We start from the raw sequence: 21,141 nt of genomic DNA, 5'->3' as shown, positions 1-21,141 counted from the left end.
AAGATTTATCTTCCGATTTTCATTTTAAAGGAGATACAAAGTGAAGTCGATATTAAATAAAGAACATATTGCAATTACCATTAAAAGACTGGCACAGCAGATTATAGAAAATCATGCTGATGCATCGAATGTTGTAATCATTGGTTTGCAGCCTCGGGGTATATATCTTTCCGATAGAATCTATAAGGAGATCTTGCAATCGGAAAAGGATGCGAAATTGCAGTATGGTAAGTTAGACATAACTTTTTATAGAGATGATGTTCGCAATGCATTGCATAAAGCCAACACAACAGATATTCCTTTTAGTATACAGGATAAAACAGTAATCCTGATTGACGATGTGTTGTACACAGGGCGCACCATTCGGGCTGCGTTAGACGCCCTATTGGATTTTGGCCGTCCTGCAAAAGTGGAACTTTGTGTATTAATTGATAGAAGATTCAGCCGAGAATTTCCAATACAGGCGGATTATGTAGGTAAGTCGATTGACAGTTTCGAAAATCAAAAAGTATTAGTACGCTGGGTCGAAAATAGTGATAAGGAAGGCGTATTTATACAAGGATAGAGCGTGCAGTATAAGATGTTATAACTGATTTCAGTTACAATTAGTTTTCCAAAATATCAATCCGATAATAAGTATTCCCATACTTGTTATCGGATTTCTTTTTATTGAAACCCTTTCCTATAAAGCACTTCAGACGATGTTTTAAAGCGCTTGATGCCTGTTGTCGAGCATCACTCATTTTAGTTATCCTCTCAAATTGAAAAGCTAGGTAATTTTACTTGTAAATCTAAAGTGATTGCTGTGCAAGTGGTAACCGAGAAAAAGCAACTACAATTAATGCACTTTTAACCTTGTAAAAATTAATATTATGCCTATTGAACCCTACGGAATTGGCGGAACCGAAGTAAAAAACGATGCTTCTGAAGCCTTTGCTGACATTCCTCAGAATCGCGTATTAATGGTTGAAAAATTAACCGATCTGCCGCCTGTACGCCCCGAAATTGTTCACGGGCTTACAACGATTGAGGCTGTATTTGAACATTACAATCCTTCGGTGGAAATGGAGTTTGAAACTGAAGACGGAGCTTCAATGCAGGAAGAGCTTCATTTCAAAGGTCTTGATGATTTTGGCTCCAAGGGTATTATCCGCCAAAGTCAATATTTAAGTGAGTTAGATATGAAGCGTACGCAATATGAGAAAATAGTTAAGCAGCTTAAGACTAATAAGCTGTTAAGACAAGCCTTGTCCGATAAAAGCATGAAAGATAATCTTGTGTCAGCATTAAAAGTACTGGTGCAGGAACTTGAAGGCAAATCAAAATAATTATTCAAAAACTAATCATACCGTTATGTCTACAACTCAAAATCAACTTTCTCCCGAAGAGCAAAATATGCAGAAAGAGTACCGCGAACCTGCGGCAGCGGAGTTGGGTACTCTGGATTCCTATTTGCAACCACTTGCTAAACTAGGTGGGTACGATTTGTTGGAATCCGCAATTGATAATGTGCAGAACCTCAATCCAGAAAGAAAGGCAAGAAAGAAAATCTTTCTAGAAGAAAATAGTAAAAAGCGGGAAAGAGAAGAACTGAAAAATACGCTCAACTGGTGGATTGGTATTCTGCAGTCGACAGATGATGTAGGAGAGATGGTGGAGCATTGCAATCAGCTTGCAGAGCAGGCCGATAGAACGCTTAAGACGAATGTTAAAAAAGCGTTGGAGCGCACTGCCGATTTGGAGCGTTCCTATCGTTCTGTAGGATTGTTCTTTAAGAATACTGAAAGTTCAAAGGTGAAGAATGTGTCCTTTATGAACGCTGAGTTGGATCAGCTTAAAGACTTGGACAATACGCGTTTTATTGATTCTGTAAGGGAAGAGTTGGTTAACAATTTTGATAGACTTGATCTCCGTAATAATTATGGCATTTTGATTATACCGGGTTATCTGGGCTCAAATAAAGTTGTAGAGAAGTGGGCAAAGATTGCTCATGAGAATAAAGTGATGATGGTGACCGATTTTGAAAATTTGGACACACCTGACGATGTGATGGAATTATTCGAAGCAGCAAATCTTACAGGAGGTGATATCTATCGCTCCAATGTAGTAATGACTTGTAACTGGCTGGTAGGCCGTGAAAAGGATACACAGGTAGGGGAGGAAGAGGATTTATATGTGCCCCCTTCTTCAGCATTGGGAGGAAAGATTTATTACACACTGATGTCGCAGGTAACGGCCGGAAAGAAGCACGGGTCTATGAACGAGGTAGACGGCGTACGGTTCGATCTAAAGAAAAGTGAAATCGCCAGTCTGGAAAAATTAGGGTTGGTGCCTATGGCAAAAGAATACGGAAAGGTGATGGCATTTTCTGCAAAGACTTTGTTTAATGGCGACAATATAGGCCTGCAAACCTATTCGGTAGTACGTGTATTTGATTATGTAGCAAAAGTAATGATGGATTTTCTCAACAGAAGAGCTTTCGAAAACTTTAATGCCAATACCCGTAAAGAGTTGAATAGCCAGATAGTAAAATTCCTGGATAGCATTACAGGCCCGAATAAACTTATTGAAAACTTCACTATTAAAAGGTTTGAGCAGGATCCCCTGCAAAAGGATAGAGTATTTCTGGATATACATCTGAAACCGTATTTCCCTGCCAAAACATTTCTTATTAAACTGGATGGGCAGAAAGGTGATGACGCTGATGGTGTGGCATGGGCTTCCAGTTACGAACAAGATTAAAGATTCCGTCTATTTAAACTTTTAGTAAAATCTATTTATTCACTAATAAACTAAAATACTCCAGTTATGTCATTTAAAGCACAATTAGAAGTAGCAGGAACCAAACACAATATCCTTGACCTTAGTTATGCAATGAAGCAAGAAACCGATGCTACCGGACGTCCTTCATCCATTACCAGAGGCGGGCAGATTACTATTACGGTAGAGTCAACCGGCGACACCAAATTCTTTGAATGGATGTGTAATAATTTTGAAAGAAAAGATGGTAAAATTACTTTTACCAAAAGAGACTCTGACGCTACAATGAAGGAGCTGTCTTTTAAGGAAGGCTATCTCGTATCTTATCATGAGCATTTTAATGCTACGGGCGAAAATCCTATCATCGAAACATTTACTATCAGTGCTAGAGAAATCAGCATGGGGAATGCCAGCCATGTTAATGAGTGGGCTGTGTAGGTGTTGATAATAACTTGCTTCATGCAAGTTTGTTTTAACTCTCATTATGTGCATGATGATGAGGCTTGTACAGGCTGAGTCGGATGCTACGCTAACCTGTAGGAAAAGAAGCTTATAGGTTATATTGATCAGTTATTGAACAATGTTCTAACTGTTGGTCAGCTATTGTTCATTTTTTACCTTACTGTATAGGTGAAATAGGCTTCTGTTTTCTGTTGTTTTATCCCTGACTATTAATTTATGCAATTATCCCCGACGCTTCAAAAGGCAATTAACATAGCCAAGGCTATTGCCAAGGAAAATATGCATCCACGCTATGCAGCTCCACATTTGTTAAGAGCATTACTTCACGACGATGTGGAGCTAGATGCATGGCTGATGAAAGCCGATATCGATATGTATTATCTTGCCGAATGGGCTGATGTACGTATCGAGAATTTACCTAAAAGCACTGCACCAAAGGATGAGATCCCGCCGGCTGATGACGTTACTGCTATTCTTGATGATGCAGATAATATTCGGCTAAAACTTCAGAGCGACGAGATTCAGCCTCTTTATGTATTGGCCTCATTGAGCACCCCGGGCGTAGCTTTTTCCTTCGATCAGCTGAAGACTTTTCCTTTAAAGCGTGATGATCTTATCGGGCTGGCTCAGGTAGGAAGCGATGTAGATCAACTGTTGCGCGATATTCAAGTAGGAGCTTCGGAACAGCGAGGTCCCCTTCCGGCAAACAATGCGTTGCAGAAATACTGTATTGATAAAACTTTACTCGCATTAGAAGGGAAACTAGATCCTATCATCGGCCGCGATCAGGAAGTGCGGATGATGGCAGAGATTTTATGCCGTCGCAGTAAACCCAATGTGATTTTAGTAGGGGAGCCTGGTGTAGGGAAAACGGCACTTGTGGATGGTTTTGCTCTTGCCATTGCCGATGAAAAAGTTCCCGCAATCCTGAAAAATGCCAGAGTGTTTGAACTCAATAATGGGGCTATGGCTGCTGGAGCTTCTTATAAAGGAGAAACAGAGGAAAGGTTAAAATCGGTAATAACCGAGATTAAAAAGTTTGAGAAAGCAATTTTATTTATAGATGAGATTCATGTATTGCTGGATAAAAGTGGTCCGTTTGCCGGTGCTGCTAATTTATTAAAGCCCGAACTAGCGCGAGGAGCCATTACCATCATCGGAGCTACTACTATTGATGAGTACCGGAAGCATATCGAACGTGATGAAGCTTTTGCACGTCGCTTTGAGATGCTAGATGTTGATGAACCTACTCCAGCTGTGGCATTCAGAATGATGAAAATGGTGATGCCCTTATATGAGCAACATCACAAAATATCGGTGCCGGACGAAACCATGCAAGAAGCAATCCGCTTGGCAAAAAGATATATTAAAGATCGTCGCTTACCCGATGCCGCTATCGATCTGATGGACCGATCTATGGCAGCATTACGATTAGTATCAGATACCGGTGCTACAACACTTGCATTACGCAAATCTGATTATGAAAAGCTGAAGGAATCTTCTGATGCCGATCTTGCAGAATACAAATGGCATTATCACCAGCTTAAAACAGGAATGAGCCCTGTAGTATGGAGTGCCGTTCCAGCTGCCGATGATCCAGAAAAAATGCAGTCTGTAAAAGAAATTTCTGATTTTCTTGATAAAGTATATGAAGTATTGCAGCCTTTGACAAATGAGGACCGTACTGTGTTGGATAAGCATGATGTAATTTCCATCGTAGCTGATAAAACCGGTATTCCTTTAGGAAAACTCCAAGCTCAGGAAAAGGAAAGACTGCTAAATATTAAAGAAATTTTATCACAAAGAGTAGTAGGACAGGATCACGCTATTAAGGTAGTAAGTGATGCGATCCTAGAATCCCGATCAGGATTGGGTAAGCCGGGACAACCTATCGGTTCGTTTTTCTTCCTTGGCCCTACTGGAACGGGTAAAACAGAGTTAGCCAAATCGCTGGCGGATTTTCTGTTTCAAGATTCTTCGAACATTATTCGCTTTGACATGAGCGAATTTAAGGAAGAACATTCAGCTGCATTACTGTATGGGGCACCTCCCGGATATGTAGGTTACGAAGAAGGAGGTTTGTTGGTGAATAAAATTAGACAACAACCTTATGCCGTGGTATTGTTTGATGAAATAGAAAAAGCCCACCCCTCTGTTTTCGATCTTTTCCTGCAAATACTGGACGAAGGTAAATTACATGATAAGCTGGGTAAGGAAGGTGATTTTTCCAATGCACTTATCGTATTTACTTCCAATATTGGCAGCCAGTATGTGGTGGATTCGTTCAATAGTGGTAGTGTGCCCGATCATACACATTTGTTAGGTGTGATGGGAAATTATTTCCGTCCAGAATTTTTGGGGCGTCTTACTGAGATTGTTCCTTTTGCTCCTATGACACAGCAAATGGTAGAACGCATCTTAGAAATTAACTTAAAGGATCTGCATACAGCATTGGAGAGACAACAAATTACCTTAACGATTACTGCCGATGCTAAGGCAAAGATTGCTCAACTGGGTTTTACCCCTGAGTTTGGAGCCCGTCCTTTGCATGGTGCCATACGGTCACAGATTCGCAGACCTTTATCTCAAAAGATTATTGCCGGCGAATTGAGCGCTGGAAGCCATATTACGTTAGATCTAGAAGAGTATGAGTTAAAATGGATATTAGAATGAGTTATAAATGTTGTTCTTTGAAATTGTCCTTTTCTAAAATAGAAAAGCTATGTTAACATGGGAATGCTAGATCTGTACATAGCCGTTCCGAATTGTTCAAGCGTATATGAGTAGGTGATGTTGAAGGGGGATGTAGGTAGTTCCCTTGGTGTATTATTACAGTATAGCATCTAGGAGATTCACAATAGGATCTACACTTGCACTGAAAAGTATGCATATCGTTGAGATAAAAGACAGTCAATGAAACAAAGGAAAAAGAATTGCAAAAGGAGGCAAGGAGCTGGTATAAATGGTAGGTCATACACATATCGTAATTACCCTAAGGAATTATCCAATAATTGTTGACTCCGAACGAACTACATGGTTTAGGGAAGAGTATTCGAGTATTAAATAATAAAATCTATTTTTTTATGAAGAAGATAAGTTTATTACTACTTGTGGCACTAGCAGCATTGGCAACACAATGTACTAAAGAAGGGCCTGCTGGCCCCGTTGGCCCCGAAGGACCTCAAGGACCTCAGGGTATGCAAGGTCCGAAAGGAGACAAGGGCGACAGAGGCGATCGAGGCCCGGCAGGGGCGCAGGGACCTCAGGGCCCGCAAGGGCCTCAGGGACCACAAGGTCCTGCAGGCACTGCCAACGTTATTTACAGTGACTGGCTAAATTTTGCGCAGGCACAGCGGGATTCATTGATTGACGGGAGCAATGTGAAAGTCAATCACTTCACTGTACCCCGGTTAACGCAAGCGATTATCGACGGTGGAGTCATTCAAGTGTATATGAGATTTGCAAGTACCGTCATACCATTGCCATATACCTCCGATGCCGGTACAGGAACCGGCCCCGCGAAAGCCAGCACCGTTAGTTTTATACCGAAAGTGGGCGGTCTGGTGATTACTCGCTATACACACGATAATTCTGCATCAATCGGGTTTGGTGGTGTGCAATTTCGTTATGTACTTATTCCCGGAGAAGTTTGGGCAAGCTCGTTAAGCTTGAGCGAAAAAACGGTTGAGCTAAACGGCAAAATGTACACGGAGAGTGAATTTAAAGCCATGCCTTATGAGCAATTATGCCAGTTGACGGGCATTCCGAAATAAGTAAGCAATATTATACATCACTCACTATTAAAGTCGTCTCATAAGATTGAGACGGCTTTTTTTATAGGCTTTCGATGGGTTAGAATTTGCATTCTGAGTTGGTGAAGGAGCATTGTGCCTTATCTAAATTTGCTTAAGTGAGAAACGTCTGGTTTATGATTGCCCCAATGAATTATTTAATGATTATTGAACCCAAGCGGTCAACTTTATTTAGGGGGATATGTATATTGATATATTTTGTGACATGGGAAAATGAGAATGTTTTAAAAGAAAAATCTTAAATGTAGTAGCGTATTTACAATCTTGTTCTGTTCTCTTGGTGACAAAAAAAGAGCCTGCTTCAAACTTGTGAGACAGGCTCTTTTGGTGTGATTAAATCTAAAATTATTAAGGGAAAATGCCTAATTCGGAATAAGTAGTTGCAACTTTGTTGATAGCTACTACATATGCTGCAGTGCGCATATCGGGAATGCGAGGGTCGGCTTTCCATTGTTCCATGATTTCTCGAGTAGCTGAAATCATGGTTTCTTCCAGACCACTGTACACCAGATCGATTTCATCGGCGCCATGTTTTATCAATGAGCGACTGCCATCTTCAACGCGTTTGCCGGTGAGTTTTTCCATTTCATCCAGTATCCGTGCATTCATATTTTCGGTAAACCTTTTTTCTAATCGTCCATAGCGCACGTGGCTCAGGTTCTTCAGCCATTCGAAATAGGAAACGGTGACACCTCCTGCGTTCAGATAAATATCGGGAATGATCAGTACGTTTTTCTGTAGCAGAATTTCGTCGGCTTCGGGTGTGATAGGTCCGTTGGCCGCTTCTCCGATAATTTTTGCACGGATGCGTGGAGCGTTCTCGGCATTGATGACATTTTCTAAAGCCGCAGGAATGAGAATGTCACAATCCAACTCCAGTGCAGCTTTCTTGTTCTCCAGATTCTCGGCACCGGGGAAGTTCAGGATGGAGCCCGTACTCTTGCGGTGATTCACAAGCTCGTTGATATCAATACCATCTGCTTTATAAATAGCTCCTTCATATTCTGCTACGCCGATAATGAGGGCCCCTGCTTCGTGAAAGAATTTTGCGGTATGGTATCCTACGTTACCCAATCCTTGTATCACTACTCTTTTCCCTTCCACGCCGGGTGTAAGCCCCCGTTTGGCCATTTCATCTTCCATAGAGCACACCTCCTTTATTCCGTAAAACACACCTAATCCTGTGGCTTCTCGACGTCCTCTCACACCACCTTGGGATACCGGTTTACCTGTTACACATCCTGCAGCGTCAATGTCATGCGAATGCATAGCAGTATAAGTGTCAAGAATCCAGGCCATTTCACGCTCTCCGGTTCCGTAGTCAGGAGCAGGAACATCTACGGCTGGGCCGATAAAATTTTTCTTAATCAGTTCTGAGGTGTAACGGCGGGTAATTTTTTCCAGTTCGTAAGGAGTATATTTTTTAGGATCGATTTTAATACCTCCTTTAGCTCCTCCGAAGGGTACGTTTACAATGGCACATTTATAAGTCATCAAGGCAGCAAGAGCCATCACTTCGTCTTGGTTTACCGCTGTAGAAAAGCGAATACCACCTTTACAAGGGGTTTTGTGGTGGGAGTGTTGTACACGATAAGCTTCAATTACTTCTATTGTGCCGTCTTCTTTTTTTAGTGGGAATCGTATACGGTATACCGCATTGCAGGCACTGATCTGTTCTAACAACCCCTTATCCCAGTGGGTAAATTGAGCTGCCTTGTTAAAACTCTTTTCCACAGCTGCAAAAAAGCTGTAATTATTAATGCTTGACATAGGATTTATATTTAAAGTATTCTAAGCAATCCGTTAGGTGTGTTTGATGCAATAGTAAGGTACGGTGAAGTAGAGGAAGGTTAGCTGCTTTCCTTTTCCAGTCTGTTCAGTTTGCGTTCAATTCTTATGAGGTATAAAATAACCCCTAAAAGAATAATTAGTAAAACGGCAATAACCACATAAATTCTTCCACTGCTGTACATGAAACTTTGTTCGGTTTGCGTTTGTGCAAACACCCATGAAGGAAGCAGCAATAAGAGGATGGATAATAGTTTCATTATTGAAAGTTTATTTAAGTAAATGTTTTTCTCTGATATAATGCAATCTTATCTTAAGTGTCGCAATCCATACACCTAATAAGGTCCATCCGATAAAAGCCGGATATTCAATCATGCGCAGCTCTGGACTGGCGTCTTTGAAGTTGAGGGCCGGATTACCTTCCTGTCCGGGATGCAGACTGGGTAGTAATCGGGGTACGATCATAATAGTTGGGAATAGCATTGCAAATGCAAATATGTTATATACTGCACTGATTTTAGCTTTCTGGTCTATATCCTGAATAGAGCTTCTTAAAATGAAATACGCAAAATATATCAGCAATGCTATAGCAGTACCTATTAATTTGGGCTCTCTCGCTACGGCACTGAAAGAGTCGAACGCGGGATTATTGGGATCGGCCCAGGTGTAACTAGCCCATACAGCGCCGGTGGCGTAACCTAATATACCAAAAAGGATACCTACTGAAGCGTATTGGCTGGCTGCAATATCATTCTTTAAATTGGAATTTCGCAAGTAGCGAATAGAGTGTACTAGTGAGCAGGTGAATAATACAAACATGGCTGCCCACATCCCTACATGGTAGAATAGATTGCGAATGGTTTCTCCTAAAACAGGCAGGTTAGGAATTTTTACCAGCATACCGCCAACAATGGCATATACCAGCAAAATAACACATAGAATTTTCCACCATGCCTTTTTCATATAATAAAAATTCAGTTTAGATTGATAAACGCAAAAGTAAGAGGAAAGTTCATATTATGAATTGATTAATTGGATGATTAAAATTTTATGCTCCTTTTTAGCTTCTATGTTTGAATTTAATCTTTCCAGAGAAAAGGAAACAGGATGACCGACAGCAGTCCCACCAGTAAATCCATGGCAATCAGTAAAAGGATGTCATTCCAGTGAAAGGGTATATCGGCACGTAAAGTACTTTGCGAAAGTTTCATTAACAGCATAAGTTGGGGAATAATCAGGGGAAAGCCGAGTACAGCCATGATGGCTGCATTCTGTCTTGCTTTTGCGGCAATGGCCGCCAGAAAGGTGAAGACCATACTGAGGCTAAAACCACCCAATAGCGCAATACCAAAGAAAGCGCCTATTTTTTGAATGGGATTACCGATAAATGCAAAGAAAAGCCCTAAACTAATGGTAGTCATGGCCAGCATGAGTACACTATTGAACAGGATTTTGGCCACCACGAAATGTACTGGAGACGAGACCGTGTAGAAATAGAGCATTCGGGCCTTGGTTTCCTGCATAAAAGATTTGGCTACAGCATTAATGCAGATAAATAATTGTATTACCCAAAAAAGTCCATTCCATATTTCTTTTTCGGGCTCCTCCACTGCCATGAAAAGCACAAAAATAGTCGCCGCTATGTATAGAAGAATACCATAAAAGCTGTACTGCTGTCTTATTTCCAGCAACAAGTCTTTTCGAAATAAAGTGAAAACGGCTTTCAAAACGGGTTGAGTATGATTTTGCTGATTAATAATATTCAAAATTAGGAACTTTTAGTCCTCCTTCTCATAATAGCATTTGCGGCAACGGGGTTCATATACATCCATGGCCCCCAACATCAACTGATCGTCATCGGGCAGTTTTCGGTACGAGTATTGTGCTATAGCGCCGCATTTCACACAAATAGCATGCAATTTGGTTATATAATCCGCTTTTGCCAACAAGAAAGGCATCTGACCAAAAGGTTTCCCGGCGTAATCCATGTCCAAGCCAGCCACAATGATTCTAAGTCCTTTGCAGGCGAGTTGGTCACAGACGTCGGGCAAACCATCGTCAAAAAATTGAGCTTCATCAATTCCAATCACATTGGCATCCTGTGCCATCAGCAATATTTCCTGAGAGCTAGTTACAGGAGTAGAACGGATGGTATTGGTATCATGCGAAACAATATCCGATTCATCGTAACGCGTATCGATAGCGGGTTTAAATATTTCCACCTTCAGACCCGCAAACTGAACCCTCTTTAATCTCCGGATAAGTTCTTCTGTTTTTCCGCTAAACATGGAGCCACAGATCACTTCAATCCAGCCATTTCTTTTACCACTTAGGTTTGGTTCAATAAACATTGTTAATATTTGTTTATTTATTGATGTCGGAACAATAATTGTGTTTTCTGTTCGTATATAGTTTTAGCCCAAACGTACAAGAAATTTTTCATTCGCTGGATAGGATTGTATGAAATCCCGATAGCGTTTTCAGGTTCTTAAACCGGGGATGTGTGCTATTTTTAGTAATTGTATTAAATTTTTTGATAAATTTATATGCTGTATGGCATTGAGTTTGTAGCCACACTTCCCTTTAAATCCTTTATTTATTAACAATGGGAATGGAAAAAATCAAAAGCCTTGTTGAAAAGGTCAAGAGACAGACTGAAGAGGGGGCTCCCTTGGAGCAGTTATTGGCTACGGTTCAAATGTTACAAAAAGAAATCGTCGGTTGTCAGAAAGAGATTAGTGTGCTTGGGGCATCGCGCATCGCGGTGATGGGACCTGCTGTTCCTCAGGCAATTGATAGTGCCGAAGTTAGCATTGTTAAGGAGGAGAAGGAGTATTTTGAATTAAATGTGGATGCCGACGTATTCAGTGAAGAAGAGCTACCTCCTGCAGGTATTCCCACTTACGAAGAAGTAGAGCAACTGATGAAACATTCACAGCAGGGAGCTAAAGGAAGCGCGGTGATAAATATTGTTGCAGACCCTACGATGGAGGAGCTGCCTACACTTGCTAGACAGCCTAAACCTCCCACCCGAGTAGCCAAGCAAGCACCACGCTCGGGGAAAAGTAGTATTAAAGATTTACGCAAAGCGATCAATGCTCAGGATCGGCTTCGTTATATAAAGGAACTTTTCCGGGGGGATGAAAGTACGTTTGATAGAAGTATTCAGACGATTAACAGGTTTAACACTTATAATGAAGCTGACTACTGGATTACCCGAGAGCTGAGGACTAAAAACGGCTGGCTGAGTTCCAATCCTACCGTCCAAGAATTTGAGCAACTGGTTAGGAGAAGGTTCTCCTAACCCATGTAATAATCTTTTCTGTGGCGCCGGTATTGTTTTTCACAAATTGATCGGCTGCGGTACCGACTGATTGTAATTTTTGCTCATTTCCCAATAAAGATTGTACCACTTTAATCAGTTCGTTGTCATTTTGATAACTAAATCCACCACCGCAGTTGATTAACCCCACGGCTTCTGCAAATTTTTGATAATTGGGCCCGAATACTACTGGTTTGCCATATACAGCAGCTTCTAATGTATTATGTATGCCAGATTTATTAAAGCCACCACCAATGTAGCTTATTGTACTGTAATGATAAAGCTTTGAGAGCATGCCAATATTATCGATTATCAGTACGGAGCCATTTAGTTGGGGATTTTGCTTGAGCTGCGAGTAGAACACGCAGCCGGGGAAGGTATTGTTTACAAATTGTAAATGGGTTTCGGTGATTTCATGAGGCGCTATTATCAGCAACATCTCATCCTCAAGCTGATCCATAAGTTTTTTCAGCTGTATTTCATCCTCAGGCCAGGTGCTGCCGGCTACAATTACTTTTCTGTCTTTAATAAAATCTGCAATAGCCGGAATCGGTTCGAAGCTACCTGCAATCTCATATACACGGTCAAATCGAGTATCGCCTGCAAGCGTAATTTTTTCAGAAGAAACGAATTGTTTGACGCGTTCAACGCTATCGTATGTTTGCACAAACAGGTGACTAAACAGTTGTAGCATCTTTCGGTGCAAGGCTCCATACCATTTAAAGAATATGGCATTCTCTCTGAAAATGGCAGATATGAGTATCGCAGGAGTGTATGTGTTATGGAGTTCGTTTAGATAATGATACCAGTATTCGTATTTAACAAATACGGCCAACTTTGGCTGTACTAACTGTACAAATGTGCGAGCATTGGATTTTGTATCGGCAGGCAGATAAAATACCCAGTCGGCCTGATTATAATTTTTTCTGATTTCGTAACCAGAGGGAGAGAAGAAAGTCAGCAAGATTTTATAATCCGGAAACTCTCGTTTGAATCTTTCAATAAGAGGACGGCCCTGCTCAAACTCCCCCAAAGAAGCGCAGTGCACCCATAAAATGGGGTGTGTATTACCGGATAAAGCGTTACTCAATTTGGTAAAAATATCTTTTCTACCATTTACCCATAGGCGGGCTTTTTCATTGAACAGCGCTGCTATGCGAATGGCTGTCTGATACAGAAAGATGAATGTATTATAAATTGCAATCTCCACATACTTGTCTTTCGGCAAAAGTAAAAGCAATCAATATAAATTGCCGTATTTTTGTTCACTTTAAAACTAAAATATATTTGATGCGTCCTATACAAATGGTTGATACACGCAACCAGTATCTTAAGATTAAGAATGAGGTTGATAAAGCGGTGTTGGAAGTGATGGACAGTGCTGCTTATATCAACGGTCCTGCGGTTAAAGAATTTGCCAGTAATCTGGCGGCTTATTTACAGGTAAAGCATGTGATTCCCTGTGCCAATGGTACTGATGCACTGCAGATTGCTTTAATGGCATTAGACTTAAAACCCGGGGATGAGGTAATCACGCCGTCCTTTACCTATATTGCTACAACTGAGGTAGTGGCTTTGTTGGGACTGAAACCGGTGTTCGTGGAAGTTGATAAGGATACCTTTTGCATGGATATTGCCGATCTGGAAAAAAAGATCACCCCCAATACAAAAGTAATCGTACCAGTGCATCTGTATGGTCAAGCGGCAAATATGGAAGCTATTATGCAGATAGCCGAAAAATATCAACTGTATGTAGTCGAGGATAACGCCCAAGCTATCGGTTGTACCGTAACTTTTACCAATGGCGAAAAGAAAAAAACCAGCACTATTGGGCATATTGGCTGTACATCATTTTATCCCAGTAAAAATCTCGGCGCTTTTGGCGATGGGGGTGCAATATGTACCAACGACGATGACCTAGCTGATAAAATGCAAATGATTGCGAATCACGGGCAAAGCCGCAGATATTATCATGATGTAGTAGGCTGTAACAGTAGACTGGACAGTATACAGGCTGCTATACTAAATGTGAAGTTGAAGCACCTAGATGTTTATAATGCAGCAAGGCAAAAGGTAGCTGCGTATTATGATCAAGCATTTAGTGGTAATAAAAAAATTATTACGCCGATTACGGCTGCTTTTACAAATCATGTTTATCATCAGTATACCTTAAAACTGAATAATGTAGACAGAGATGGATTAGTAGCCTTTCTCGCAGATAAGAAAATCCCTGCTATGATTTATTATCCTGTACCTGGGCATAGACAAAAAATGTTTGCGCATTTTAAAACCGAGCAACAGGATATGCCGGTTACAGACTGGCTTACAGAGCGTGTGATTTCTCTTCCCATTCATACCGAAATGGATGAGGAGCAGCTTCAATATATTACACACTCTGTGTTGGAGTTCGTAAATCAGTAATGCCACTTGTGTAGCAATGTATAAAGACCTATTAGAAAAGCAGACAAAATTGGCAGTTATAGGGTTGGGCTATGTGGGGAAGTCCATAGCGCTGTAGTTTGTGGATTGAAGTTGATTAATGATCTTTGATACTGAATAATGAAATTTTTTGAAGCACCAGCTGGCGATAGATGGTTATTGCCGACCTAAAGGGTATCTATAGAAATAAAATTATTAACAGAAGTTACTTTAGCTTGTAGTATGGCTTTTACGGAAACAGGTATAGAAGGGTTGTTGATATTTGAACCCAGAGTTTTTGAAGACTATCGGGGATATTTTTTTGAATCCTACAACCAATCGGCATTTGAAGCGGCTGGCCTGCATTACAATTTTGTACAAGACAATCAGTCTTTTTCAAAATATGGGGTAGTGCGGGGGTTGCACTATCAGTTGAATCCGTATGCACAAGCTAAACTGGTCAGGGTATTGCAAGGCCGGATTTTGGATGTCGCTGTAGATATGCGAAAAAGTTCTCCTACCTATGGTAAACATTTTGCTATTGAGCTCTCTGATGAAAATAAGAAGCAATTGTTGATACCTAAAGGTTTTGCCCATGGTTTTTCCGTATTGAGTGAAACTGCTCTTGTAATGTATAAATGCGATGCTTTCTACAATAAAGAGAGTGAGGCCGGTATTATTTATAATGATGTAGATTTAGCTATTGATTGGCGGTTACCCGGAGGCGCGGCTATCGTATCAGAAAAAGATTTGGAGCTGCCTTCCTTTAAAGAGTGCATCAATAACTTCGAATAAGGAATGGATGAAAGAAAAAAAATACTGGTTACAGGTGCCAGAGGTCAATTGGGATCGGAAATAAAGACTATTGCAGACAAGTACCCTGCGTTTGAATTTTTATTTACCGATCGTGAAACCCTTTCCGTAACGGATGAAGCAGCCATTCTATCTTATTTTCAGCAGCATCAGCCGCAATATTGCATTAACTGTGCTGCCTATACGGCGGTAGATAAAGCTGAAGATCCTGCAGAGCGTAGTCTTGTAGAAGCTTTAAATAGCGAAGCGCCCGGCTATCTTGCAAAAGCTTGTACTGCTTATGGAGCTAAACTGATCCATATTTCTACAGATTATGTGTTTGACGGAAATGGAACTGTTCCTTATAAAGAAGAGGATCCTACCGGCCCTGTCAGTGTGTATGGTATTACTAAGCTGGAAGGAGAGAAAAAGGCGTTGCAGTATACAGATGCCATCATTATCCGTACGGCGTGGGTGTATTCCACATATGGGAAAAACTTTGTGAAGACTATGATACGGTTAATGCAGGAGCGTCCGCATATTAATGTAGTATGTGATCAGTATGGTACACCTACTTACGCCGCAGATTTAGCCGAAGCTATTATGCAAATTATTGTTTCAAAAAAATGGCGTTCGGGTATTTATCATTACTCTAATGAAGGGAAAATTAGTTGGTACGACTTTGCTGTGGCTATTAAAGATCTCATACATGCCGATACGGAGATAAAAGCTATTCCCACTGTAGCCTATCCTACACCGGCAAAAAGACCGGCATGGAGTGTATTGGATAAGACGAAAATTAAAGAAACATATAATGTCCCTATACCAAATTGGAGCAACAGTTTACAAGCTTGTATTCAGAAATTGCAATAAGAACAATTTGAATAGCTTATTGTTGTTATCTTAAGTGCCTAAAAGCTTTGTATTACTGAAAAGTACGGGGAAGGTGTTTAAATATTGTATTAGAATAAATTACAAATACATGAAGCAATTGCTTATTATCCTGATGTCATTATGGGTGGGCTGGGGTGTAAGTGCTCAGGATTCGACGCATGTGAGATTTTCTTACGCGCACAAAAGAGTGAATAATCAAGTAGTGGAATTCACGATAACTGCTCATGTATTGCAGTCTGATACCCGCCTTTACCCGTTGCAGCAAAAACCTGAGGATGCTGTATATTCTCAAGTAGTATTTGATAGCAGTGTTTTTTCATTTTTAAATGGGGCTATTGTAGAGAAAGGCACTATCGAAACGGAGTACGATGCTATTTTATCGGTCGATGTACGGTGTGTCAAGGACTCCGTACAATGGGTACAACAGCTCAATATCCCTGCTTCGGAAACTGCTGTAGTAAAGGGGCAAATTAATTATATGTATAAATCCGGCGATACGTTCTCGTCGGCAGAAGCAGTTTTTCGTGAAATTATAGAACCCAATGCTGGAGATGGGCCAACGATAGGCGTAGCCCCTGCTGACACAGAGGGCGCTAATCCCAGGGATAATTCGTTATGGTGGATCTTTCTGGCTTCCTTTGGTGGCGGGCTGATAGCATTAATCACTCCTTGTGTATACTCTATGATACCGGTTACCGTAAGCTTCTTCACCAAAAGAAGCAACACGAAGGCCAAAGGAATACAGAATGCCATTGCGTATTCTTTATCCATCATCATTATTTTTACTTTACTAGGATTTGTAATTACACTGATTTTCGGGCCTGATGCACTTAATAAGTTGGCCACGCACTGGCTAGCCAATTTGATATTCTTTTTAATATTTCTGGTCTTTGGTATTTCCTTTCTGGGCGCCTTCGATATTGAATTGCCAGCTAAATGGAGTACGGCTGCTGATAGTAATGCCAACACTAAAAGTTTTAAAGGCATCTTTTTCATGGCTCTTACTTTGGTGATTGTGTCGTTTTCCTGCACTGGTCCTATTATTGGCAACCTATTGGTGTTGGCTTCGCAAGGTAGCCGGTTAGGTCCACTCGTGGGTATGTTCGGTTTTTCACTGGCACTCGCTTTACCATTTGCATTTTTTGCCTTTTTCCCCAGCAAGTTAAACGCACTGGGAAAAGCAGGGGGGTGGCTTAACTCAGTAAAGGTAACTTTAGGTTTTCTGGAGCTAGCTTTAGCGCTCAAGTTTCTTTCCAACGCCGACCTTACACAAGGGTGGCGCATTCTGGATAGAGAAATCTTTTTAGTACTCTGGATTGCAATTTTCCTTTTGTTAAGCTTGTACTTATTGGGAAAGCTCAAGTTTAAACATGATGACGAATTGCCCAAAAATGATTTCGGATTACCATATTTATCTATCACACGTTTATTTTTCGCGATAGTTTCTTTGTCATTTACGATATATCTAGTTCCCGGTTTGTGGGGTGCTCCGCTGCATGGAGTAAGTGCTTTCTTGCCGCCCATGGGAACTCAGGACTTTAATGCAGATGATATTCCCTCGGGGCATTCTTTAAATAGTGTTCCTTATGTCTCTGGTGCCGCAGACGCTGAAAGTGGAGTACTTCCTAGACCTAAAAAGTTTGCAGAGGTGATGAAGAATAATGAACCCGCTGTAGTTGTAAATAATGGGCTGGTTACGTATTTCGATTATGAAGAAGCGTTGGAAGTTGCTCGGAAAGTGAAGAAACCATTGATGCTTGATTTTACCGGTGTGAACTGTGTCAATTGTCGAAAAATGGAAGGACAAGTGTGGAGTCATCCCGAAGTTATGCGTCGTTTGAAAGAGCATTTTGTTATAGCGTCTTTATATATGGATGTACATGGCAAGGGAGTAGTTTTGCCCGTTGAAGAACAGTACTACTCCAAACATCTCGGAAAACATGTTGAAACACTTGGTGAAAAAAATACCGATTTGCAAATATCTCGTTTTGGCTCTAATGCACAGCCTATTTATTTCTTTTTAGACCAAAACGAATCGCCTCTGGCTCCCCAAGGCTACGGTTATGATGCATCAGTAGAAAAATTTATCAATCATCTCGATAAAGTAGTCGAAGAATATCGGAATAGGCAAGAAGAATAAAAGCATTCTTATGAAACTCTTATTTTAGTACTTTCATAATGAAAGTTATTGTAATGAGAATGCTTATGAAATTTCTGTTCTGGATAAAATTCTTGCAAAACGATTTACATCGGCTTCAGGAAGGATAGGAGCATTTTGAGTAATATGAGCAACTAATTGCGCAGCAAAATAAGGCGCAAGGGAGCAACCTTTAGTTCCTAATCCGTTTAATATGCCCACATGAGGATATAAAGGATGAAATCCTACAAAGGGTCTGCGTTCTACAGTTGCAGGACGTATAGCAGCTTTATGCTCCACAATGCGAAAAGGTATTTTTAGCCAGCTTTTTAATACTTCTTCGGTATGTTTTCTGAAGGATTCGGTAGGCATATCGTCGTCAAAGTCCCATAAATAATTAGTACCAACCCAAAACAGTCCTTCCTTGCCAAAGGGAGCTAGTGTCATTGATTTTTTATAAACCATGTCGGATGGTAAACCAGGTATATCCAATATGAGGGCCTCGCCTTTATTGAGTGCAAAAGGAAGCAGAGAGAAGAACGGATTGTGGTTGCCCGGAGAGCCATCGCAGAAAATGATTTTTTCTGCCGCTATATTTTGATAGTTAATTTGATTTTTGTCAACCTTCAGTTCCGAAAATTTAAAACTGCTTGATATGAGGAGGTTGTTCTTTAATAGAAACTGACGCCAGGCGGGCAATAGGTTTTGCAAGTGCACAATATAGGCAGGCGCTATTTTCCCGACTCCGAATTCATATTGAAAATATTCCGAAAAATAGTTTTTTTCATCAATAATACTGATATAAGGAGCTCCCTGGCTGATTTTTTTCAGGAAGCTTTCTTTCATAAAAGGATTAGGAAAGAAATCAATAATACTGGTGGAGGAAATGGCAGTAATATTTAAGAAGTCTGCCATTGTCTTATAGGTTCTTTCAGCAAAAGGCAATAGTATATCATCCATCCAGACGGTTACCACACGACGACCTGTTACAGGATTAATTATTCCTGCTGCAGTTCTGGATGGGGTATTGCTGATATTATCATCTATAACGACAAAATCAATCCCTTCTTTGTATAAAAACCAAGACAGCATGGTGCCTGCAATGCCCTGACCAACGACGATAACCTTTGTTTTGTTCATTCAGGCTAATTATTAAATATTTTATTAAAGATAAATCGGTTGTAAATATGTTAAAAATTTTAATGACTTAAAGCCACCTTTAAAAATTATATCGTATGTGCAACTTATTGACTTAATTTGCCATCATTATGAGAATGTTATTAACCCGTTGACTATTAGGGATGAAATTGTTATTATTTTGTGCAAGAAATATATTGATAATAAAATAAATTGGAGTCATATATGAGTAATCGAATATTGAAAGCTTCACTGTTTCTTATAATCAGTGGCATATTGTTTTCGGGGTGTGTAAGTACCAAGAAGTTTACGGCTTTACAGGAAGACTATAATAGTCTTAACAGCCGATATCAAACGGTGGTGAGTCAACATCAGAATACCCAGATAGAATTGGCTGCAAGTCAAGCACGTGTGAAAAGCTTGGAGGAGCTATTGAGGCAGGAGCGAGCCAATAACGCATCGCTTAAAAAATCGCTTGCTTCACTACAGGCTACGCTGGATAAGAGCATTACCCAAAATACACAAGGTAATATCAACATATCAAAACTGGTGGATGAAATTAATGCCTCAAATCGCTATATCCAGCATTTGGTAAATGCTAAGAACAAAAGCGATTCTTTAAATATTATTCTAATTAACAATCTTACCCGTTCTCTCAGCCGCGATGAGTTGAAGGATGTAGACATTAAGGTGCTGAAAGGGGTGGTATATATCTCCTTATCTGATAATATGCTTTACAAATCGGGAAGCTATGAGATCTCGGAACGTGCAGGAGAAGTATTGCGTAAGATTGCAAAAATTATTTTGGACTATAAAGATTATGATGTGCTGGTAGAAGGTAATACCGATAACGTACCTATTCATCGTCCGAATATTCGTAATAATTGGGATTTGAGTGCCCTGCGTGCATCATCTGTAGTTCAAGCTTTGCAAAACGATTATGGAGTGGATCCCAAACGCCTGACAGCTGGAGGACGTGGTGAGTATAATCCCGTGGCTGATAATGATACCGAAGAAGGGCGCACCAGAAACCGCCGTACCGAGATTATCATTACGCCTAAATTGGATCAGTTTATGGAGTTGATTGAGCAAGCTCCCAAAAATGAGGAAAGCTCAGTAACCAACGGGTAATAACGAAAAATGATTAAGGTATGATAATGGCCGCTTCCTAGCGGCCATTCTTTTTATATCAGTTGTTTCCCATTTTTTATATACTCCGAAGGACCGATATTAAAGTGCTTTTTTTAAGTTATTCCCCAGCTGAGTTATATCCGCGCTATATGCTACTTCATTGAGCCTTGCTGAGGGATTACTCAACAGTTCAGCAGCTTTTTTCAAGCGTACCAGATTGATCATTTTGGAGGGAGATAGATTGATATGGAGCTGATTTTTCTGTAGAGGTTGGTGCGGCTCATGTTCATGCATTTGGCCAGTAAAGCTACGTCCAAATCGGGGTTCATGAATATTCTCATTAATATATTTGTCCAGGGTTTCCATAAATACTTTATCAGTATTTGTATGCGCAATAGTGGTGATATGCACGGTAGGGGACTGGCATAATAATTTTGGATTTTTTCGCTGTTTCTTAAAAGACTTCTGATATATCGAAAGTCGGATTT

The 21,141-nt window shown here is 40.5% G+C and carries 20 protein-coding genes; 12 read left to right on the top strand and 8 right to left on the bottom strand.

What is annotated here, in order from left to right; translation table 11 throughout:
- Nucleotides 1–40 precede the first annotated feature (40 nt).
- From pyrR to V2H41_RS07405, 6 genes are all read left to right on the top strand, one after another.
- Nucleotides 41–565, top strand: coding sequence for a bifunctional pyr operon transcriptional regulator/uracil phosphoribosyltransferase PyrR (pyrR, locus tag V2H41_RS07430; RefSeq protein WP_330974508.1), 525 nt, complete (start codon nt 41–43; stop codon nt 563–565).
- Nucleotides 566–872: 307 nt separating this feature from the next.
- Nucleotides 873–1,328 (top strand): type VI secretion system contractile sheath small subunit, encoded by a 456-nt coding sequence (locus V2H41_RS07425; protein ID WP_330974507.1) that lies wholly within the window; start codon nt 873–875, stop codon nt 1,326–1,328.
- Nucleotides 1,329–1,353: 25 nt separating this feature from the next.
- Nucleotides 1,354–2,742: a DUF5458 family protein gene (locus V2H41_RS07420; protein WP_330974506.1), complete on the top strand. Its 1,389-nt coding sequence runs from the start codon at nt 1,354–1,356 to the stop codon at nt 2,740–2,742.
- Nucleotides 2,743–2,808: 66 nt separating this feature from the next.
- Nucleotides 2,809–3,198 carry a type VI secretion system tube protein TssD gene (gene tssD / locus V2H41_RS07415; protein WP_330974505.1) on the top strand — a complete coding sequence of 130 codons (390 nt, stop codon included), beginning with the start codon at nt 2,809–2,811 and terminating at the stop codon, nt 3,196–3,198.
- A 240-nt stretch (nt 3,199–3,438) separates the two neighbouring features.
- On the top strand, nt 3,439–5,895 hold the full coding sequence (locus V2H41_RS07410) for an ATP-dependent Clp protease ATP-binding subunit (protein ID WP_330974504.1): 2,457 nt from the start codon (nt 3,439–3,441) through the stop codon (nt 5,893–5,895).
- A 410-nt stretch (nt 5,896–6,305) separates the two neighbouring features.
- Nucleotides 6,306–6,995: a hypothetical protein gene (locus tag V2H41_RS07405; RefSeq protein WP_330974503.1), complete on the top strand. Its 690-nt coding sequence runs from the start codon at nt 6,306–6,308 to the stop codon at nt 6,993–6,995.
- A gap of 387 nt (nt 6,996–7,382) precedes the next feature.
- Here the strand turns inward: V2H41_RS07405 and V2H41_RS07400 are convergent, their stop codons facing one another.
- The 5 genes from V2H41_RS07400 to V2H41_RS07380 form a co-directional block, all read right to left on the bottom strand.
- Nucleotides 7,383–8,804, bottom strand: coding sequence for a Glu/Leu/Phe/Val family dehydrogenase (locus V2H41_RS07400; RefSeq protein WP_330974502.1), 1,422 nt, complete (start codon nt 8,802–8,804; stop codon nt 7,383–7,385).
- An 80-nt stretch (nt 8,805–8,884) separates the two neighbouring features.
- Nucleotides 8,885–9,082: a CcmD family protein gene (locus tag V2H41_RS07395; RefSeq protein ID WP_330974501.1), complete on the bottom strand. Its 198-nt coding sequence runs from the start codon at nt 9,080–9,082 to the stop codon at nt 8,885–8,887.
- Between the two features lie 10 nt (nt 9,083–9,092).
- On the bottom strand, nt 9,093–9,785 hold the full coding sequence (locus V2H41_RS07390) for an ABC transporter permease (protein ID WP_330974500.1): 693 nt from the start codon (nt 9,783–9,785) through the stop codon (nt 9,093–9,095).
- Nucleotides 9,786–9,901: 116 nt separating this feature from the next.
- The gene (locus tag V2H41_RS07385; protein WP_330974499.1) at nt 9,902–10,588 is read right to left on the bottom strand and encodes a heme exporter protein CcmB; all 687 of its coding nucleotides are present in this window, start codon (nt 10,586–10,588) and stop codon (nt 9,902–9,904) included.
- A gap of 12 nt (nt 10,589–10,600) precedes the next feature.
- Nucleotides 10,601–11,173 carry a thymidine kinase gene (locus tag V2H41_RS07380; protein WP_330974498.1) on the bottom strand — a complete coding sequence of 191 codons (573 nt, stop codon included), beginning with the start codon at nt 11,171–11,173 and terminating at the stop codon, nt 10,601–10,603.
- A 260-nt stretch (nt 11,174–11,433) separates the two neighbouring features.
- Here V2H41_RS07380 and V2H41_RS07375 point away from each other — a divergent pair, with 260 nt between their 5' ends.
- Entirely contained in the window at nt 11,434–12,126 is a 693-nt protein-coding gene (locus V2H41_RS07375) for a hypothetical protein (protein WP_330974497.1), read from the top strand.
- On the opposite strand, the gene V2H41_RS07370 is transcribed toward V2H41_RS07375, so the two are convergent.
- Nucleotides 12,107–13,354 carry a 3-deoxy-D-manno-octulosonic acid transferase gene (locus V2H41_RS07370; RefSeq protein WP_330974496.1) on the bottom strand — a complete coding sequence of 416 codons (1,248 nt, stop codon included), beginning with the start codon at nt 13,352–13,354 and terminating at the stop codon, nt 12,107–12,109. The genes V2H41_RS07375 and V2H41_RS07370 overlap by 20 nt on opposite strands.
- Before the next feature lie 80 nt (nt 13,355–13,434).
- Between V2H41_RS07370 and V2H41_RS07365 the strand changes: the two genes are divergently transcribed.
- The 4 genes from V2H41_RS07365 to V2H41_RS07350 all read left to right on the top strand — a co-directional run bounded on the left by V2H41_RS07365 (nt 13,435) and on the right by V2H41_RS07350 (nt 18,388).
- On the top strand, nt 13,435–14,565 hold the full coding sequence (locus V2H41_RS07365) for a DegT/DnrJ/EryC1/StrS family aminotransferase (RefSeq protein ID WP_330974495.1): 1,131 nt from the start codon (nt 13,435–13,437) through the stop codon (nt 14,563–14,565).
- A 240-nt stretch (nt 14,566–14,805) separates the two neighbouring features.
- Entirely contained in the window at nt 14,806–15,357 is a 552-nt protein-coding gene (gene rfbC / locus V2H41_RS07360; protein ID WP_330974494.1) for a dTDP-4-dehydrorhamnose 3,5-epimerase, read from the top strand.
- A 3-nt stretch (nt 15,358–15,360) separates the two neighbouring features.
- The gene (rfbD, locus tag V2H41_RS07355; RefSeq protein ID WP_330974493.1) at nt 15,361–16,227 is read left to right on the top strand and encodes a dTDP-4-dehydrorhamnose reductase; all 867 of its coding nucleotides are present in this window, start codon (nt 15,361–15,363) and stop codon (nt 16,225–16,227) included.
- Nucleotides 16,228–16,336: 109 nt separating this feature from the next.
- The gene (locus V2H41_RS07350; RefSeq protein ID WP_330974492.1) at nt 16,337–18,388 is read left to right on the top strand and encodes a protein-disulfide reductase DsbD family protein; all 2,052 of its coding nucleotides are present in this window, start codon (nt 16,337–16,339) and stop codon (nt 18,386–18,388) included.
- A gap of 63 nt (nt 18,389–18,451) precedes the next feature.
- Here the strand turns inward: V2H41_RS07350 and V2H41_RS07345 are convergent, their stop codons facing one another.
- Nucleotides 18,452–19,525 carry an NAD(P)/FAD-dependent oxidoreductase gene (locus V2H41_RS07345; protein ID WP_330974491.1) on the bottom strand — a complete coding sequence of 358 codons (1,074 nt, stop codon included), beginning with the start codon at nt 19,523–19,525 and terminating at the stop codon, nt 18,452–18,454.
- Between the two features lie 222 nt (nt 19,526–19,747).
- Here V2H41_RS07345 and V2H41_RS07340 point away from each other — a divergent pair, with 222 nt between their 5' ends.
- Nucleotides 19,748–20,653 (top strand): OmpA/MotB family protein, encoded by a 906-nt coding sequence (locus tag V2H41_RS07340; RefSeq protein ID WP_330974490.1) that lies wholly within the window; start codon nt 19,748–19,750, stop codon nt 20,651–20,653.
- Nucleotides 20,654–20,752: 99 nt separating this feature from the next.
- Here the strand turns inward: V2H41_RS07340 and V2H41_RS07335 are convergent, their stop codons facing one another.
- Nucleotides 20,753–21,019 carry a hypothetical protein gene (locus V2H41_RS07335; protein WP_330974489.1) on the bottom strand — a complete coding sequence of 89 codons (267 nt, stop codon included), beginning with the start codon at nt 21,017–21,019 and terminating at the stop codon, nt 20,753–20,755.
- Between the last annotated feature and the right edge of the window lie 122 nt (nt 21,020–21,141).

This window comes from Niabella digestorum (assembly GCF_036409055.1).
In the GTDB taxonomy this organism is placed as follows: Bacteria; Bacteroidota; Bacteroidia; order Chitinophagales; family Chitinophagaceae; genus Niabella; species Niabella composti.
This window is presented reverse-complemented; position numbering and strand designations above follow the sequence as displayed.